The sequence below is a fragment of the Catenuloplanes japonicus genome (genome assembly GCF_000717135.1).
Classification (GTDB): domain Bacteria; phylum Actinomycetota; class Actinomycetes; order Mycobacteriales; family Micromonosporaceae; genus Catenuloplanes; species Catenuloplanes japonicus.
Genome location: NZ_JNXY01000009.1, coordinates 389,498 through 406,036 on the forward strand (window position 1 = coordinate 389,498; position 16,539 = coordinate 406,036).

Here is a 16,539-nt window from a genome sequence, read left to right on the forward strand (position 1 = left end):
GAACTGATGATGGGAATCGAGGGCCTGGCGCTGCTGCGGACCGCCATCGACGCGGACGACGAGTTCGTGGCCGCACGCGTCGCCGAGATGCGCCACCTGGCCGACCCGGACGCGGACGGCCTGCCCGTCCCCAAGGAGCTCACCGAGCTGGACGCGGCCGCCGGCTACGCGGCCTGGGCCGGTGGCTACGACTCGCTGCCGAACTTCGTCATCGCGGTGGAGGAGCCGGCCGTCCGCTCCCTGACCGCCACGCTGCCGGCCGGGCGCGCGCTGGACGCGGCCTGCGGCACCGGACGGCACGCGGTCCACCTCGCCGCGCGCGGCCACGAGGTGACCGGCGTCGACCAGTCCCCGGAGATGCTGGCACACGCGGCCGGGAAGGTGCCGGGCGCCCGCTTCGAGACCGGCACGCTGGAGAAACTGCCGCTGCCGGACGAATCCTTCGACCTGGTGGTGTGCGCGCTCGCGCTCAGCCACCTGCCGTCCGTCGCGCCGGCGGTCGGCGAGCTGCGCCGCGTGCTCGCGCCCGGCGGACGGCTGATCGTCACCGACATCCATCCGGTGATCGCGCTGCTGCACGGCCAGGCGCTGTTCAAGCACCCGGCGGGCGGGCTCGCGTTCGTCCGCAACCACGTGCACTGGGCGAGCGACTACCTGACCGCGTTCCGGGCGCACGGGCTCGACGTGCGCTCGTGCCAGGAGCCGCTGTTCGCGGGCCCGCTGCCGCCCGGCGGCTACGAGGAGCGCATCCCGGACGCCGCGCAGGCCGCCTGGCAGGGCACGCCGTCCGCGATCGTCTGGGAAGCGGTCCCGCGGTGACCCCGTCGGTGAGCTGCCTGATGCTCACCCGCGACCGGCCCGCGCTCGCCGACCGCGCCATCCGCTGCTTCGCGGCGCAGACCCACCCGGCCCGGGAGCTGGTCATCGTGTCCCAGGGCGACGCGGACTACCGGGCGCGGCTGCGGACCTCGCTGAGCGAGCACGGGGTCCGGGACGCGGTGCTGGTCACCGCGGACCCGGAGCTGCGGCTCGGCGAGCTGCGCAACCTGTCGCTGGACGCGGCCTCGGGCGAGCTGGTCTGCGTCTGGGACGACGACGACCTCAGCCATCCCGACCGGCTGTCAGCGCAGGTCGCGGCGCTACGGACGGCCGGCTGCCACACGCTGTTCCTCAGCGAGCATCTGCAGCACTCCGAGGCGGACCGCGCCCTGCACTGGATCGACTGGCGCCGGCCGCCCGCGGCCGAGTACCCGCTGCTGCCCTCCACCATGATCACCACCCGTGATCCGGAGTTCCGCTACCCGGAGCACGGGCCGTACCGGCACCTGGGCGAGGACTGGGCGCTGCTGATCGCGCTGCACCGGCGGGTGCCCGTGCATCACCTGAGCGGCCAGCCCCAGCTGTACGTGTATACCTTCCACGGCCGCAACGTCTTCCCGGCCGGCCACCACGATCGCCTCCGCATCCGGTCCCGGCCCCGCGGCGACCTGCTCGCGGACGAGCCCCGCATCCGGTCCGCCGTCGCCACGCTCGGCCTCCGCCCGCCGGTGACGGTCGCCGGCGCCGACGGCGTGGCCTTCACGATCGGCGGCGGCGGATGACCGTGGTCAGCCATGCGGACCGGCCCGACCTGTGGGACCGCGTCCCGGACCTGTTCGCCGGCGTCTGGCCCGAGTACAACCTGCACGGCGACGTGATGGCCGGCTACTGGAAGCGCCTGCACCGCGTGTTCGGCCGCTACCAGCTCGCGCTCACCGGCCCGGACGACGACGTGCTCGCCGTCGCGCGCGGCATCCCGATCCCATGGGACGGCACCGCGGCCGGGCTCGGCTCCGGCATCGACGCCGCGATCCGGGCCGGGTTCGTCTGCTGGGAGAACGGCGGCACGCCGGACGCGCTCTGCGCGCTCGGCATCGAGGTGGCGCCCCGGCACCGCCGCCGCGGGCTCGCCGCCGTGATGCTGGCCGCGCTGCGCGACACGGCCCGCGCGGACGGGCTCGCGCACGTCGTCGTGCCGGTCCGCCCGACCGGGAAGGACCGTTACCCGCTGACCCCGATCCACCGGTACGCGGCCTGGACCACCCCGTCCGGCGAGGCGTTCGACCCGTGGATCCGTACGCACCTGACCTGCGGCGGGCGGCTCTCCGCGCCGGCGCCGCGCTCGTCCCTGATCACCGGCACGGTACGAGACTGGGAGACCTGGACCGAGATGAGCTTCCCCGACACCGGCGACTACGTGTTCCCCTTCGGCCAGGCCACGGTGCACATCGACCGCGAGGCCGACCGCGGCACCTACTGGGAACCGAACGTGTGGGTCGTCCACGAGGTGCCCCGATGAGCCCCCTGCGCCTGGCCGTGGTCGGCTGCGGCGCCGTCGTCGAGCACTGCCACCTGCCCGCGCTGCTGTCCGGGCCGTTCACGGTGGCCGCGCTGGTCGACCGCGACCCGGCCCGCCGGGAACTGATGTCCACCCACGTCCCGTCCGCGGCCCTGCTCAGCGACGTGTCCGCACTGGACCTGAGCACCGTGGACGCCGCGCTGGTCGCGACCGGACCGGCCTCGCACGCCGCGATCGCGTCCCGGCTGGCCTCCGCCGGGCTCCCGGTACTGCTGGAGAAGCCGGTCGCGGCCACGCCCGCGGAGTGCGACGCACTGCGCGCCGCCGCCGGGGACACGCTCGTCGTGCCCGCGCTGGTCCGCCGCCACTATCCGGCAACGGCCTGGGTGGCCGCGATGCTGGCGTCCGGGCGGCTCGGACGCGTGCGCCGGGTCCGGTGGCGCGAGGGCGGCCCGTACGCGTGGCCGCTGGTCAGCGCGTTCACGTTCGCACCCGGCCCCGGCGGCGGCGTGCGCGCCGACCTCGGGCCGCACATCCTCGACCTGCTCGGCCTGTGGCTCGGCGGCACCGGCGACCTGGTGTCCTGTGTGGACAATGCGCGCGGGGGCGCGGACTCGGAGACCGTGCTGAGCCTCCGGTACGGCGACGTCTTCGCGGACGTGACGCTCAGCCGGCTGCGGACGCTCGGGGGGCGGGTGAGCATCGAGGGGGCCGAGGCCACGCTGACCGTGGACACGGCACGGGCGGCGGACTACACGCTGCACGCGGCGGACGGCGCGCTGCTGGAGTCCGGCGCGGTCCCGGCGGACGATCCGGAGCTGCTCACCCGCGCCGGCCTGTTCCGCCACCAGCTCACCCGCTTCGCCGCCGCCGTCCGCGCCGAGCCCGGCGCCGTCCGCGCTGAGCCCGCCGTCGTGCGCGCCGAACCCGGCGCCGTCCGCGCTGAACCCGCGGTCGTGCGCGCTGGATCCGCCGCCGTCCGTGCCGGATCCGGGGGCGGGCCGGCGACGCTTGAGGAGGCCGCCGCCGTCGTGCGGCTGCTGGCCCGGTGCCGGGAGCGGGCCACCCACGACCTGCCGCGCCCCTGGCAGCCCGCCACCGTGCGGCCGGACCGCGCGCTCGACGGGCTGCGGATCGCGGTCACCGGCGCGAACGGTTTCATCGGCGCGCAGGTCACCGAACACCTGCTGGACGCGGGCGCACGCGAGGTCAGCGCCGTCGTCCGTACGCATGCGGGACGCGCCCGCCTCGCTCATCGCCCCCCGGACCGGCTGCGCCTCACCACCGCGGACCTCCGCGACGAACCCGCGCTGCGCGACGCGTTCGACGGCTGCGACGTGGTGGTGCACGCGGCCTACGGCAGCAGGGGCGAACCGGCGGACCGGTACGCCGTGACCGTCGACGGCGCCGCCGCCGTGCTGGCCGCGGCCGCGAAGACCGGCGTGCGCCGCCTGATCAACCTGAGCAGCGTGGCCGTCTACCCGCCCGGTGACCGCCAGATCCTCGACGAGACCGCGCCGCTGCTCGTCCCGGACCCCGGCGATTACTCCTACGCCGCCCAGAAGGCCGCGGCCGACCGGCTCCTCGCCGACTTCGACGGCGAGGTGGTGTCGCTGCAGCCGTCCGCGGTGTACGGGCCCGCCGGTCCGAAATGGACGATGGCGCCGCTGCGCCGCCTGCGCGAGGACAACGCCTGCCTGCCCGGTGGCGGGGGCGGCGTCTGCGACGTCGTGCACGTCCACGACGTGGCCCGCGCGATCGCCTTCCTCGCCACCGCGGACGTGCCGTCCCACGCCCGCTTCCTGCTCACCGGGCCGGAGCCGGCCACCTGGGGCGACTACTACGACCGGTACCGGGACCTGCTGCGCCTGCCGCGCCCGCACCTGCCGGACAGCCCGCGCTGGCCCGACCGCGAACGCGAGTTCTACGCGCGGCGTACCCGCGTCGACGCCGGCCGTCTCGCCGCCGCCGGCTTCCACCCGCGCCTCGGGCTGGACGAGGGCCTGGCCACGGTCGCGGCCTGGGCGCGCTGGGCAGGTCTCGCATGACCCGCCGGCCGCTGGCCCGCGGCTGCTACCGGCTCAGCGGATCCGTGCTCACCCACCCCTCACGCGGCGCCGCGGCCGTGCGTACGGCCGCGCAGGCACCGCCGGACCTGCTGCGCATCGTCACCGACCCGCGGCCGGACGGCCCGCCGACCGTGCTCCGGACCGCGCTCGCGGCCTGGGGCACGGTGCCGGTGACCAGCACCCACCACCTCGTGCTCCAGGACGACATGCGGCTCGCCGACCGCGCGCTCGACCGCGTGCTGGACGCGATCGAGACCGCGCCGGACGCCGCGCTCGCGCTGTTCGCGATCTGGGACTCGCGCAACGGTGCCGCGGTCCGCGCGGGCGCGCTGCGCGGCGACACCTGGGTGCGCGCGGTCGGCGAGTACACGCCGTGCGCCGCGCTGGTGCTGCCGCGTGAGGTCGCGCTCGGCTTCGCGGACCACGTGCGCCGCGACGGCGACGGCGGGTGGCCCGACGACATCCTGATGCAGCGCTACCTGCGCGTCTCCGGCGTGCGCTGCCTGATCGCGGCGCCGAACCTGGCCGAGCACCTGGACGGGCCCAGCATCGCCGGGAACGCCTGGCGCGGCCCGCGCCGCTCCGCCTGCTTCCTGCCGGCCGCGCCGGACACGCCGCCGCGCATCGCGGACCGGACACCCGCACTCGTGCCGTTCTTCAAGAACGGCGTGGCGCAGTGCGTCGAACGCGCGCCGGACGGCACCTGGCTCCACCTGGAGACCGAGGACCGTCTCCGCCTCCGCGGCGTGCCCGAGGAGAGCCTGTCACCGCCGCCCGTGCCCGGCCTGGACCCGGCGACGGCCGGCGGCGTCTGGCTCACCGGTTACGCGCTCGGCCTGCTGCAGCGCGAGGCCGATTCCGAGAACCCCGCCACGGTACGCCGTGCGACCCTGACGCCGTGCACCGCGAGCGCCCCGCGCCCCGCGGCGAACCCGGCGGCCGTGACACCGGACGGCCCGCGCCCCGCGGTGAATCCGGCGGCGGTGACACCGAGGGGCCCGCGCTCCGCCGTGAGCCGGCCGCCCGTGGTGCCGCGCGGACCGCGGACCGCGGTGAATCCGGCCGCCGTGGTGGAGGCGCTGCGGACCATCGGGCCCGGCGGCGCCAGCCAGCGGCCGGGCGAGCAGCCGTCCGAGCGCGACCTCATGCGGATCGCGGACCTCGCCTGCCGCGCCGTCGACGCCGGCCGGACCGGGGAGCTGCGGCCGATGCTGCCGTCGCGCCGGATCGCGCTGCGACCGGACGGGGGCGCGCTGACCGCGCACGTCGCGGCGCGGCTGACGGAGCTGGGCGCGGCGGTCACGGTCGCGGACGGCGGCGCGGATCCGCTGGCGTTCCTCGGCCGCGGGCACCTCTACGGGCCCGGCGTCAGGCCTGGCACCGGGCCCGGCGACGTGATCGGCGGGCTGGTCCGGGCCGCGCTGCGGGCACGCCCGATCGTGCTCACCGACGCGCTGCCGCCGCTCGTCCTGCCGATGCACGTGCGGGCGCTCGCGCTCGCGGTCGCGGCCGGCGAACGTCTGGCCGGGCACACGGCGTACCCGCTGATGGATTTTGCCCTGATCGTCGCCGACGTGGTGCGCCCGGTGCGGGTGGAGGACCGGCGGACCCGGCCCGGAACGACGGCGGAGAGCGTGCCGGACGACGGGGAGCTGCGATTCCGGCTGCATCAGTACGCGCAGTGGCTGGCCTACGAGGGCGGGCACGGGGACGGGGTGAGCACGACCGCGGGGGAGGCGTCGGCGCGGTAGGCCGCGCGTAACGCGTCCGCGACCGCGGCCAGGTCGGGCGTGCGGCAGACGCCGACGAGCGCGCCGCCGCCGCCCGCGCCGCTGACCTTCAACGGCAGTCCGGCGGCGTCCGCGGCGAGCGTACGCAGGCGTTCCAGGCGCGGCGTGGACATCCGCTGGAGGTCGCGCATGGCGCCGTGCGCCTCGGTCATGGCGTCGTGCAGCGCGGGCAGGTCGCGCGCGCCCAGCGCGGACCAGGCCGTGGCCGACGCCCGGTCGCAGCGCCGCCGGTAGGCGTGCAGCGCGGGATCGTCCGCGGCCTGCTGCGCGCGGACGAGGCGGATGTGGTCCGGTGTGGACTTCGGGTCGCGGGAGTCGACCACGATCACCGACCACTCCGGCGGGAACGCGGTGTGGCCGATCAGGTCCGGCAGGCCGGTGCCACGCCCGGCGAAGAACGTGACGCCGCCGCGGTCGATCGCGATCTGGTCCATGCCGCCGCCGTGACAGAACGCGAACTCGAACTCGTAGGCCCAGCGGACCCGGTCCGCCCGGCCGGTCTCCGGCGCGAACGCGTCGAACAGCGCGAGGATCATGGCGGTCGAGGACGAGAGACCGCTGGCGGCGGGCGCCTCCCCGCTGATCTCGACCGGTGGCGGCGCGTCCGCGAGCCCGCGGACCCGTTCCCGCAGGAAGGCCCAGATCTCGTCGGCCCAGCGGGGCTGCGGCGCGGCCGTCCGGCGCGGGACCGCCCGGGTGGGCAGGTCCAGGGCCAGGCAGACGGAACGGCCGCCGAGCCAGTCCAGATCCTCGCCGGACAGGCAGGCGCGGACCGGCCTCACGGGCACCACACCCGGTGGGCGACGCTGCCCCGCAGCCGGCCGGCCCGCCAGCCGGCCTCGCAGACCCAGCGGCCGGCCCGTTCCCGGTCGGCGAGCGTGTGGGCGGTGGCCAGCAGCACCAGCCACCCGCGCGCGGCCTCGCGGGTGCCGGGAACGGTGAGGCCGTGCGCGCGGAAGTCGCGGTAGAGGCGGGCGTCGGCGCGGCCGTACCCCATCTGCTGGGTGAACAGCGGCCACAGCCCCGCGCGGAGGCGGTAGTGGACGACCGCGTCCGGTGCGAACGCGATCGTGTGACCGGCGAGCTGGGCACGCAGGCACAGCTCGACGTCGTCACCGCCCCCGCCGCTCCAGGACTCGTCGAAGCCGTGCAGCGCGCGGAAGGCCGCCGCGCGGACCGACATGCTGGCGCCGGTGGCGTAGGGCAGCCAGTCCATGATCAGCGGGAGCCGGTCCGGCGGGTTGGCCTCCCGGGAGCTCCGGGTGCGGGCGCTGTTCAGCGGCTCGGGATCGAGGTAGCCGCCGGCGATGTCCGCGTCCGTGGCGTGCAGCGCGGTCAGCCAGCCGGGGGTGGCCGCGTCGTCGGCGTCGCAGAACGCGATCAGGTCGCCCTTGGCCGCGCGGGCGCCGGCGTTGCGCGCGCCGTTGATGCCGGGCGGCGCGTGCACGACGCGGCGCAGGTGCGGGAGGCGCGGCGTCCAGGCGTCGACGACGTCCGCGGTGCCGTCGGCCGAGCCGTTGTCCGCGACGATCACCTCCCACTCCCCGGCGAAATCCTGATGGGACAGCGCCTCCAGCTGAACGGGGAGCAGATGTGCGGCATTGCGGGCGGGAATCACCACGGACGCATCCACGCCGCATAGATTACCGTCTAACTCTGTCTAGTCCGAGATCGTCGACGGCGGGGTTCCCAGGGCGGCGAGCGCGGGCCACAGCGCGTCCGGGACCGCGGTGGTGCGCATGGTCTCCAGGTCGGCGATGCGGGAGACCCGGTTGACGCCGACGATGGTCGAGTCGATGTCCGGGTTGCGCAGCGAGAAGTGCAGCGCGGCGATCGGGAGCGTGATGCCGTGCGCGGCGCAGACCTCCCGGGCACGCTCGGTCCAGGCCAGCAGGTCCGCCGGCGCCTCGCGGTAGGCGTAGCGCGTGTCGCGCCCGGCCAGCAGGCCGCCGCCGAACGGGGCCGCGTTGAACACGGTCATGTCCCGGGCGACGGCCTCCGCGATCAACGGCTCGGCACGCCGGTCGACCAGCGTGTAACGGTTGTGGGTGAGCAGCACGTCGAAGGCGCCGCTGGTGACGTAGCGGGTCATCAGCGCGATCTCGCCGGCCGCGATGCCGATCGCGCCGACCAGGCCCTGCTCCTTGAGCTCCCGCAGGCCCTGCACCGCGCCACCGGGGGCGAAGGCCTCCTCGACCGTGATGGTGTACGGATCGTGCAGGTGCAGCAGCGGCAGGTGCGCGAGACCGAGGCGGGTGGTGCTCTCCTCGAACGACCGCCAGACCCGGTCCCGGTCGAAACGGCCGGTGCCGGCGTCGGCGTCGACCTTGGTCACGATCGTCCGGCCCGGCGGCAGGCCGTGCGCGCGCAGCGCCAGGCCGAGCGCGGTCTCGCTGCGGCCGCCGGCGTAGTTGTTCGACGTGTCGACCACCGCGGACGGGCCGGTGAGCAGTGCGTGGGCCAGTCCGGCGGACTCGGGCGCGGGCGCGCCGTCCGGCGTGGCCGGGTTGCCGAGAAAGGACGTGCCCAGGCTGACCGGGCTCAGGGAGAAACTGATCATGAGCCCATCATGCCCTCAGGGCCGATCATCGTCGGCCCTGAGGACGTGATCAGGCCGGCAGCCCGCCGACCTGGGTGTTGACCCAGGCGCGGATGGAGGGCAGGTCGCCGTAGATGGACGGGGCGGTGGCGCAGGTGGAGCTGTTGTTGCCGGCCCGGCTGGTGACGCCGATCAGCTGCCAGACGCCGCCGACGCTGCGGACCTGCGGGCCACCGGAGTCGCCGTAGCAGGCGCCCGCGGTGCCGTTCGTGTTGTTGGTGCAGATCTCGTACGAGGCGTCGATGCTGGAGCACCGGCTGTCGGCCACGATCGAGGTGTCCAGCTCGTTGGCGACGGCCGGCACGGAGCCGCAACCCGGCGTCGGGCAGGTCTGGCCCCAGCCGATGATGCGGGTCGCGGTGCCGACCGCGCCGGACGTGGTGGGGATGGGGGCGGGCGCGTAGGAGACGGCGGAGCCGAGTTGCAGCAGCTTGACGTCGATCCGCGGGTGGGTGATCGCCCGGGTCACGGAGACCACGGTGCCACCGCTGGTGCGGTTGACGCTTCCGACGCGTACCGACGATGGGGTGGAGCAGTGCGCGGCCGTGACGGCCCAGTTGTTCTTGATCAGCGAGCCGGTGCACCCGGACACGTAGACCATGAACGGATAGTTCTCGGTGGCAGGACGGCCGCCGACGACCAGAATGCCGACGTCCGGCTCGGATGCGGGCGCGGCCACGGCAGCGGACGGCGCGAGCAGGCCGGCGACGACGAGGCCGACGGCAGCGACGAGGCGTGAGATACGCATGCCGCCGACCCTAGGATGACAATTATTGATATCGATACATCCCAGTTGGGGCCTATCACCGGGCGATGGCCGGCTCGCGCTCCTCGGGCGCCGCCGCGGGGGACCGCAGCGCGGGCGCGAGGGCGGCGGCCAGGGTGAGGAAGGCGAGGACGACGATCATCGCGCCGCGCAGGCCGTGGTGGTCGCCGAGCCAGCCGAGCGCGGGCGGGCCGACCAGGAAGGCGACGTAGCCGACGGTGGCGACCAGGGAGACGCGGGCGGTGGGGTTCGGGCCGCTGTCGGCGGCGGCGGAGAGGACGACGGGGAAGCCGAGCGCGGCGCCGAGGCCCCAGAGCAGCACGGCCGCGCCGGCGATCACCGCGTTGTCGACGAAGATGACCAGTGCCAGGCCGGCGCCGCCGATGATCGCGCTCGCGCACAGCACCGCCGCCCGGCCGAAGCGGTCGAGGAAGAACGAGCCGGTGAAGCGCCCGATCGTCATGGCGGCCGCGAACGCGACGTAGACGCCGGAGCCGGCCGCCGGGTCCAGGCCGTGGCCGTCGACCATCATCAGCGGCAGCCAGTCGTTCGCCGCGCCCTCGGCCAGCGCCATGGCCAGCACTATCAGGCCGATCAGCGCCAGGCGGCGGTCGCGCCAGACGGCCGGGCCGCGCGCGTGCCGGCCGGCCGGTGTGATGCCGACGCCGGTGGGTAGCTGGAGGACGGACCACAGCACCAGCGGGAGCGTGGCCGCGCCGATCAGTGCGAGGTGCCAGGCGACCGGGAACGAGACCGCGGTCAGGGCCATGCCGCCGGCCGCGCCGAGCACGGTGCCGAGGCTGAAGCAGCCGTGCAGCGCGGGCAGGACCGGGCGGCCGATCACGCGCTCCACGTCCGCGCCCTCGATGTTCATGCCGACCTCGCCGCCGCCCATGCCGAGGCCGAACACGAACAGCCCGGCCGCGACCGGCAGGCTCTGCGACAGCGCGGCGCCGAGGCCGATCAGCGGCATGGCGAGCACGATCGCGAGCGAGCCGATCGCGACGATCGGGCGTGCGCCGAACCGGCTGACCAGCGGGCCGGACGACAGGATGCCGGTCATCGAGCCGCCGGAGAGGCCGAGGAGCACCAGGCCCATCTCCGCGGTGGACGCGCCGAGCAGGTCGCGGATGTCCGGCGTGCGGGTGACCCACGACGAGATGCCCAGTCCCGCGGTCAGGAACAGGGCGAACAGTGCCGTGCGGCGACGGGACGTGGCGAGGTCCACGACGGTCCTTCCAGGGTCGATCAAGGGGTATGTACGAACGTACACACTTTTGCTCCGGCGGTAAACTGCCCGGATGGCCGGGACCCGGCGGGTCGCCAACGATCCGCTCCGCAAGCAGCGCATCCTCGACGCCGCACTGACCGTGATCGAGGAGCGCGGCGTCCACGCCACCACGCACCGCCGGATCGCCGAGTCCGCGGGCGTGCCGCTCGGCTCGCTGACGTACCACTTCGGCGGTCTGGAGGACATCCTGGAGCAGGCGTTCCAGCACCTGTCCGACACCATGTCGCGGCACTACCGCGCGGTCCTGGCCGCGGCGCCGGACACCGGGGCTGCGTGCGCCGCCGTCACGGACCTGATCTGCGGCGGGGAGTACGTGTCGCCGCGCCAGCTGACGCTGATCTACGAGATGAACGCGTACGCCCGTCACCACCCCGCCGTCGCCGAGATCGCCGCGACCTGGCTCGCCCGCAGCCACGCCAGCCTCGCGCTGCACTTCGCGGAGCCGGCCTGCCGTGCGATGGACGCGCTGATCGAGGGCTGGCCGATGCACCGCGAGATGGAACGGGCGCCGCTCGACCGGGACATGGTGCTGGCCACGATCACCGCGATCGCGGCCCGGTTCCCGCTCCGCGACGGCGCACGGAGCGGGACCGCGCCCGTCAGCGCCTGACCGGCTCCACCGGGCCGGCCGTCCACGCCGCATGCCGGGTTCCCCAGCCCGTCGATGCATGTCAAGGCACGGATGGGTCTTCGGTGACCGGCCACGGATCCGAGGCCCGCGGGAGCTCGCGGAACCGGACCACGACGCGAGTGGGAATATCGGTTTCAGGCTCTTCAGGGGTCTGATGTGGATCAGTTCTGTCAGGTAGGCGATCGGGTGCAACCGAGTGTGGACAGACGGCGTGTTGGACGCGACGGCGGGGGACGCCGAGATATCCACGGGGAGGGGCAGATGACCATGGTCAGCGAAGCGGCCAGGGCACTGACGGACGACACCGGGCCGCCGACGTTCGAGACGTTCTATGCGGCCCATTTTCAGCGGCTCTCGCTGCAGCTCTTCGCGTACACGGGAGACTTCGGCCAGGCGCAGGACGTGGTGCAGGAGGCGTTCTGCCGGGCGCTGCCCCGCTGGGAGAAGGTCTCCCGCTACGACGACCCGCTGGCCTGGCTGCGCAAGGTCGCGTGGAACCTGGCCACCAGCCGGTTCCGGCGCCTGCGCGTGCAGCAGGCCCACGCGCGACGGCAGCGGGAGGAACATGTGGACGGGCCGGGTCCGGACCGGGTCGCACTCGCCCGCGCACTCGCCACGCTTCCGGAGAAGCACCGGCGCGCGGTCATTCTGTACCACCTCGCCGATCTGTCCGTAGCGCAGATCGCCGAGCAGGAAGACGTCGCTGAGGGGACCGTCAAGTCCTGGCTGCACCGCGGCCGCACCGCCCTCGCCGCCCAGCTCACCGACGCCTGAAAAGGAGCCACAGCCATGATGGACGAAGAATTCCACGAGCTCGACACCGTGTTCGACACCTTCCGCGACGGCTCCCAGAGCCTGCCGGCGCCGCTCGGCCCGGCCGCGGCACGCGCCACGGTGCGCCGCAGGCGGCAGCTGCGCGCCGGCATCACGAGCGGACTGACCGCGCTGGTGATCGCGGCCCCGGTCGCGGCCTACGCGGCCGGCGTGATCGGCACGAACGGCCCACCGGCCGACCCGGCCACGCAGCCCCCGACCCCGCCCCCGTCCGCCACCGCCACTCCGTCGCCCACCCCGACGGCGCCGGCGAGCCCGCAGAGCTCCGAGGGGGCGGCGGCGCCGCCGGACGGGAGGATCGACCAGGCGACGCTGCTGGCAACGCCGCTGACCCTGCCGGACTGGCCGAACCACGGCGTGATGGATTGCCCTGCCGGCGAATACCAGCTGGTCAGCACCCCGCACTCGATGGGCGACATCTCCCTGCGGCAGCTCGCCTATGTGGACGTCGACAGCGACGGCGTCGAGGAGACCGCGGCGCTGCTGCACTGCCAGACGGGCCAGTCCGGCGAGTGGCAGGTGATGGTCTTCGACCGGAACGAGGCCGGCGACATCGACCTCGTCGGCTCCGTCGTCGCCTCCAGCCTGAGCGGCAGGGAAGGGGGCCTTCCGGAGCAGATCAAGGAGATCAGGGCCGCCGGGAACGCCGTGGAGGTGCAGGTCGGCGACATCCTGGCGTGCTGCGGCGGGAACCCGGACATCGTGCAGTACCAGTGGCGTGCCTACTCGCTGGACGGCGACACGTTCCGGCAGACCGGCGGACCGGCGGAGTTCCCGGTCAACCCGATGTTCACCGACCTGCAGGTGAAGTCCGTGGCGGTGGAGGGCACGACCACCGGTGACACGTTCGACGGGACGGTGCGCATCGCGATCCGCAACGCCGGCCCGGCCCGGACCCTCACCTGGGTCGCGTTCGTGCTGCCTCACGCGGCGACGCTGAAGACCGTGCCGACGGGATGCGTGCGCAGCGACTATGCGGTCCAGACGGAGCCGGTGGGCGAGGGCAACACGACCTATGTCTGCGGGATCGGAGAGACGTCGGCAGGCCAGGACGTCACGCTGGGGACGTTCCAGGTGACCGCCCCTGCCTCGGCCTTCCCGTCCGGCGGGCAGAAGGAGGTGATCGTCGTCGTGCGGGCCAGCACGGAGACCGCCGAGTGGGCCGAGCACAAGCGGATCCCGGACCTGCAGAACGACGACAACACGAAGATCGTGACCTTCACGGTGAAGTGAGGCCCAGGGCCCTTTCCGCAGGGGAGGGCCCTCAGCCCAGGATGAACACCAGCTCGTCGAGGAACTGGCCGTGGCGGCCGCTGGCCTGCACCAGGTGGACGAAGTCCCGGGCCTCCGCCCGCAGCATCGGCCCGGCCTGCACGCGGAGCCGGTCGAGCAGATGCTCGACCGGCAGCGTGTCGTCCAGCGCGTGCCGGACCGCGTCGGCCATCGCCAGGTCCAGCAGGTCCAGCGCGGGCTCCAGCGGTTCGGCGACGCCGGCCACGATCCGGTCCCAGCGCTGCAGGCCGGGCGTCGGGGACGGGCGGCCGGTCGAGTACCGGTCCGCCATCACGGCGGCCAGGTGCGCGCGCAGCACGGCGGACCGCACGGTCGTGGCCGCCGGATAGGTCAGGTGGTCGGACCGCGCGTCGCCGGCCAGCAGCGCGCAGAGCCCCCGGCAGCGCTCCGCGGCCGCGACCACGCCGGCGGCCAGCAGCAGTTCCCCGATCACCCGCACCGGGTGCCCGCCGCCGGGCAGCAGCAGCGCGGCGGCCTCGACCAGCACGTCCGCGGCGAACAGGTCGGCCACGGTCTCGGCGCGCACGTCGGCCGGGCGCAGCGGCCGGCGGCGCAGCACGTCGCCGACCACGTCGTGCGCGTCGTGGTGCTGCGCGGCCAGCAGCATGGTGCGCACGGACGCGTCGGTGAGCGGCCCGCGCGCGTGCGGCCGCGGGTCCGCGAAGTGGCCGAACTCGTGCGCGAGCGCGAAGAACCACAGCGCCAGGTGCGCCTCCGAGTCCGTCGCGGCCTCCAGCTCGTCCGCGTGCGGCGCGGCCCAGTCCCGGTCCAGGAACGCGGCCGCGCCGCACCGGGCGGCCAGGTCCGGGTTGCCGAGCCGGAGCGCCGTCTCGGCCAGCAGGTGCAGCGCGGCCTGGCGGCACAGCTCCCGGCGGGTCCGCGACGGGAGACCGTCCGTCAGCAGCACGGTGCGGATCAGCAGCCCGGTCCGCAGCGACCGGCGGCTCCAGGCGACCACCGGCTGCGGCAGCCCCGGCAGCGCCAGCACCTCCGGCGTGCCGTCGTCCACCCAGATCAGCGTGGGATCGGCGCGCAGCCGCGCGGCCACGATGTCCAGCACCGTGTTCATCGGCGTGGGCAGCTCGCGCGGGTACACCGACCAGGCGACACCGCCGCCGACCAGCGGCGGGACGGCACGCCTGAGCCGCTGCAGCAGCACCTGATCGGCCTCCACCGGCCAACTATCGGTCAGGCTCGATCGGTAGGGGAAGTGGCCGTTCAGGCCAATGAGGCGACCGTGGCGGGGACGGCTGTTCCGAGCGCCGCCCAGGTCACCGGCCCGACAATCCCGTCCTCGGCAAGTACGTGCGCCCGCTGGAACGCGCGCAGCGCCCGCTCGGTCGTGAGGTCCAGCGTGCCGGTCACGTCCGGCAGATAGCCGAGCACCAGCAGCCGTTCCTGCAGCAGCACGACCTCGGCGCCGCTGTCCGTGGCGCGCAGCTCCGGGCGGTGCCCGAGCGGCCGGTACCAGAGCCTGTCCGGGTCCCAGTGGTTGTCCGCCGCGTGCGCGGCCGTGCGGAACAGCGCGCGGTCGCCCGCGTTCCGCTGGGTGGCACCCTGGATGCGCCCGTGGTCGGCCGCGGCCCGCCAGTCGCCGGCCGCGCAGTCCGCGCGCAGGTCGGGCCAGCCGGAGAAGTCCGGGCCGTGCGTCCAGGCCAGGCTCAGCAGCGCCAGCTGGGCGTCGGCGGGCCAGCGCAGGAAGCCGGCGAATTCCGGCGTGCGGATGAGCCGGTCCTCGATCGCGGCGAGCCGGCGGGCGGCCAGCTCGTCCACGCCGTCCTCGGTGAGCCGGACCACGGTGAGCGCCTCGAACTCGCGCGGGCTGCCGGCCAGGTCCGGTCGGGCCAGCACGGCCGCGTACGCCTCCCGGACCTGACGGGTGGAGGCGCCGAGCGCGGTGTCCCCGCCGATCACGAACGGCAGCGTGGTCGCCTCGTCCGCGGATTCGAGCCGGCATCCGGCGCCGATCGTGACCAGGCCCCAGGCGTCCAGGTAGAGGTGCGGCACGCGCCCCTCGATCGGTTCGGTGAACGTCATGAACGCGTCGGCCACGGAGGTTCTCATGCGACGAGCGTAGGAACGCCGTACCCCCTATGTCGTGATTTATGGTTTTTTGGTCAGCGCCACCACGGCGTCGGGCGGGAGCGGGCCGGTCGTCTCCGGATCCCCGTCCGCCAGCGGTGTGGCCGCCAGGTCCGCATACACCGCCGCGAACGCCGCGAACAGCGCCGGTGTCAGCCCCGCGCCCTCCTGCGTGCGCGCGATCTCGCGCATCTCCGCCACGAACCGGTGCGCCTTCGTCGCGGCCCGCGCCACGTCCCGGTGCGTGTCGATGCCGTTGCGCTCAAGGTCCGCGATCACGACGTCCAGCACACCGTGGTGTCCCGCGGTCCGCATCGCCTGTGCGACCAGCGCGGTCATCCCCTTGTAGATGCTCGCGGTGCACATCTTCGCCGCGCTCGCCGCACCTATCTCCGGCCCGACCACGATCGGCGTGACCAGCCCGGCCCACGGCAGCGCGGCCACCACCTGCGCCTCCGGGCCGGACAGGAAGATCCGCGCGCCCGGCTTCGCGGTCGGCGGCGGGCCGGAGATGCTGCCGTCCACCGGCCGGCGCAGGTGCGACGCCACCGCGGCCATCGTCTCCGGCGAGATCGCGTTCAGGTCCGCGACCAGCGTGTCCGTGTCGTCCACGGCCGCGATCTCCGCGGCCGCGCGCAGCGCCTCGGCCGGCGGTGTGACGGACAGCACCACGTCCGCCGCGCGCACCACTTCGGCCAGGTCAGGCAGCAGTTCCAGGTCGGCCTCCGCAGCCAGACGTGCGGTCCGCGCCGATCTTCCGGCCACCGTCGTCACCACCCGCGCACCACCGGTCCGCAGCGCCCAGCCCAGGCCGGCGCCCATGTATCCCGCGCTCACGATCCCCAC

General features: G+C 74.7%; 16 protein-coding genes. 8 read left to right on the forward strand and 8 right to left on the reverse strand.

The window, feature by feature from the left end; genetic code table 11:
• The first annotated feature begins 6 nt into the window (after positions 1-6).
• From OP04_RS16580 to OP04_RS49720, 5 genes are read left to right on the forward strand one after another with little or no spacing between them, the layout of a single operon-like run.
• Entirely contained in the window at positions 7-819 is an 813-nt protein-coding gene (locus tag OP04_RS16580) for a class I SAM-dependent methyltransferase (protein ID WP_198153847.1), read from the forward strand.
• Positions 816-1,601 (forward strand): glycosyltransferase family A protein, encoded by a 786-nt coding sequence (locus OP04_RS16585; protein WP_033340530.1) that lies wholly within the window; start codon positions 816-818, stop codon positions 1,599-1,601. Before OP04_RS16580 ends, OP04_RS16585 begins: the two co-directional genes overlap by 4 nt.
• Positions 1,598-2,338 (forward strand): GNAT family N-acetyltransferase, encoded by a 741-nt coding sequence (locus OP04_RS53360; protein ID WP_033340531.1) that lies wholly within the window; start codon positions 1,598-1,600, stop codon positions 2,336-2,338. Before OP04_RS16585 ends, OP04_RS53360 begins: the two co-directional genes overlap by 4 nt.
• Positions 2,335-4,386, forward strand: coding sequence for an NAD-dependent epimerase/dehydratase family protein (locus OP04_RS16595; protein ID WP_051798060.1), 2,052 nt, complete (start codon positions 2,335-2,337; stop codon positions 4,384-4,386). The genes OP04_RS53360 and OP04_RS16595 overlap by 4 nt, the downstream gene beginning before the upstream one ends.
• Positions 4,383-6,158, forward strand: coding sequence for a hypothetical protein (locus OP04_RS49720; protein WP_051798062.1), 1,776 nt, complete (start codon positions 4,383-4,385; stop codon positions 6,156-6,158). The genes OP04_RS16595 and OP04_RS49720 overlap by 4 nt, the downstream gene beginning before the upstream one ends.
• Here the strand turns inward: OP04_RS49720 and OP04_RS16605 are convergent.
• The 5 genes from OP04_RS16605 to OP04_RS16625 are packed head-to-tail and all read right to left on the reverse strand — an operon-like array spanning position 6,098 to position 10,790.
• Positions 6,098-6,979: a GHMP family kinase ATP-binding protein gene (locus OP04_RS16605; RefSeq protein ID WP_198153848.1), complete on the reverse strand. Its 882-nt coding sequence runs from the start codon at positions 6,977-6,979 to the stop codon at positions 6,098-6,100. The two genes, OP04_RS49720 and OP04_RS16605, sit on opposite strands and share 61 nt — an antisense overlap.
• Positions 6,976-7,830 (reverse strand): glycosyltransferase, encoded by an 855-nt coding sequence (locus OP04_RS16610; RefSeq protein ID WP_085066514.1) that lies wholly within the window; start codon positions 7,828-7,830, stop codon positions 6,976-6,978. Before OP04_RS16610 ends, OP04_RS16605 begins: the two co-directional genes overlap by 4 nt.
• A 27-nt stretch (positions 7,831-7,857) precedes the next feature.
• Positions 7,858-8,757, reverse strand: a complete 900-nt coding sequence (locus OP04_RS16615; RefSeq protein WP_033340532.1) for an aldo/keto reductase — start codon at positions 8,755-8,757, stop codon at positions 7,858-7,860.
• 49 nt (positions 8,758-8,806) lie between these two features.
• Positions 8,807-9,544 (reverse strand): S1 family peptidase, encoded by a 738-nt coding sequence (locus OP04_RS16620; protein ID WP_033340533.1) that lies wholly within the window; start codon positions 9,542-9,544, stop codon positions 8,807-8,809.
• 55 nt (positions 9,545-9,599) lie between these two features.
• On the reverse strand, positions 9,600-10,790 hold the full coding sequence (locus tag OP04_RS16625) for an MFS transporter (RefSeq protein ID WP_033340534.1): 1,191 nt from the start codon (positions 10,788-10,790) through the stop codon (positions 9,600-9,602).
• Positions 10,791-10,863: 73 nt separating this feature from the next.
• Here OP04_RS16625 and OP04_RS16630 point away from each other — a divergent pair, with 73 nt between their 5' ends.
• The 3 genes from OP04_RS16630 to OP04_RS49725 all read left to right on the forward strand — a co-directional run bounded on the left by OP04_RS16630 (position 10,864) and on the right by OP04_RS49725 (position 13,551).
• On the forward strand, positions 10,864-11,463 hold the full coding sequence (locus OP04_RS16630) for a TetR/AcrR family transcriptional regulator (RefSeq protein WP_051798068.1): 600 nt from the start codon (positions 10,864-10,866) through the stop codon (positions 11,461-11,463).
• A 288-nt stretch (positions 11,464-11,751) separates the two neighbouring features.
• Positions 11,752-12,258: a SigE family RNA polymerase sigma factor gene (locus tag OP04_RS16635; protein WP_198153862.1), complete on the forward strand. Its 507-nt coding sequence runs from the start codon at positions 11,752-11,754 to the stop codon at positions 12,256-12,258.
• Positions 12,259-12,273: 15 nt separating this feature from the next.
• Positions 12,274-13,551 carry a hypothetical protein gene (locus tag OP04_RS49725; protein ID WP_051798072.1) on the forward strand — a complete coding sequence of 426 codons (1,278 nt, stop codon included), beginning with the start codon at positions 12,274-12,276 and terminating at the stop codon, positions 13,549-13,551.
• A gap of 31 nt (positions 13,552-13,582) precedes the next feature.
• Here the strand turns inward: OP04_RS49725 and OP04_RS16645 are convergent, their stop codons facing one another.
• From OP04_RS16645 to OP04_RS16655, 3 genes are read right to left on the reverse strand one after another with little or no spacing between them, the layout of a single operon-like run.
• A complete protein-coding gene (locus OP04_RS16645; RefSeq protein ID WP_033340535.1) occupies positions 13,583-14,785 on the reverse strand; it encodes a hypothetical protein in 1,203 nt (400 codons plus the stop codon).
• A 44-nt stretch (positions 14,786-14,829) separates the two neighbouring features.
• Positions 14,830-15,675 (reverse strand): peptidoglycan-binding protein, encoded by an 846-nt coding sequence (locus OP04_RS16650; protein WP_157239902.1) that lies wholly within the window; start codon positions 15,673-15,675, stop codon positions 14,830-14,832.
• Between the two features lie 39 nt (positions 15,676-15,714).
• The gene (locus OP04_RS16655) at positions 15,715-16,530 is read right to left on the reverse strand and encodes an NAD(P)-dependent oxidoreductase (protein WP_232323610.1); all 816 of its coding nucleotides are present in this window, start codon (positions 16,528-16,530) and stop codon (positions 15,715-15,717) included.
• Positions 16,531-16,539: the final 9 nt, after the last annotated feature.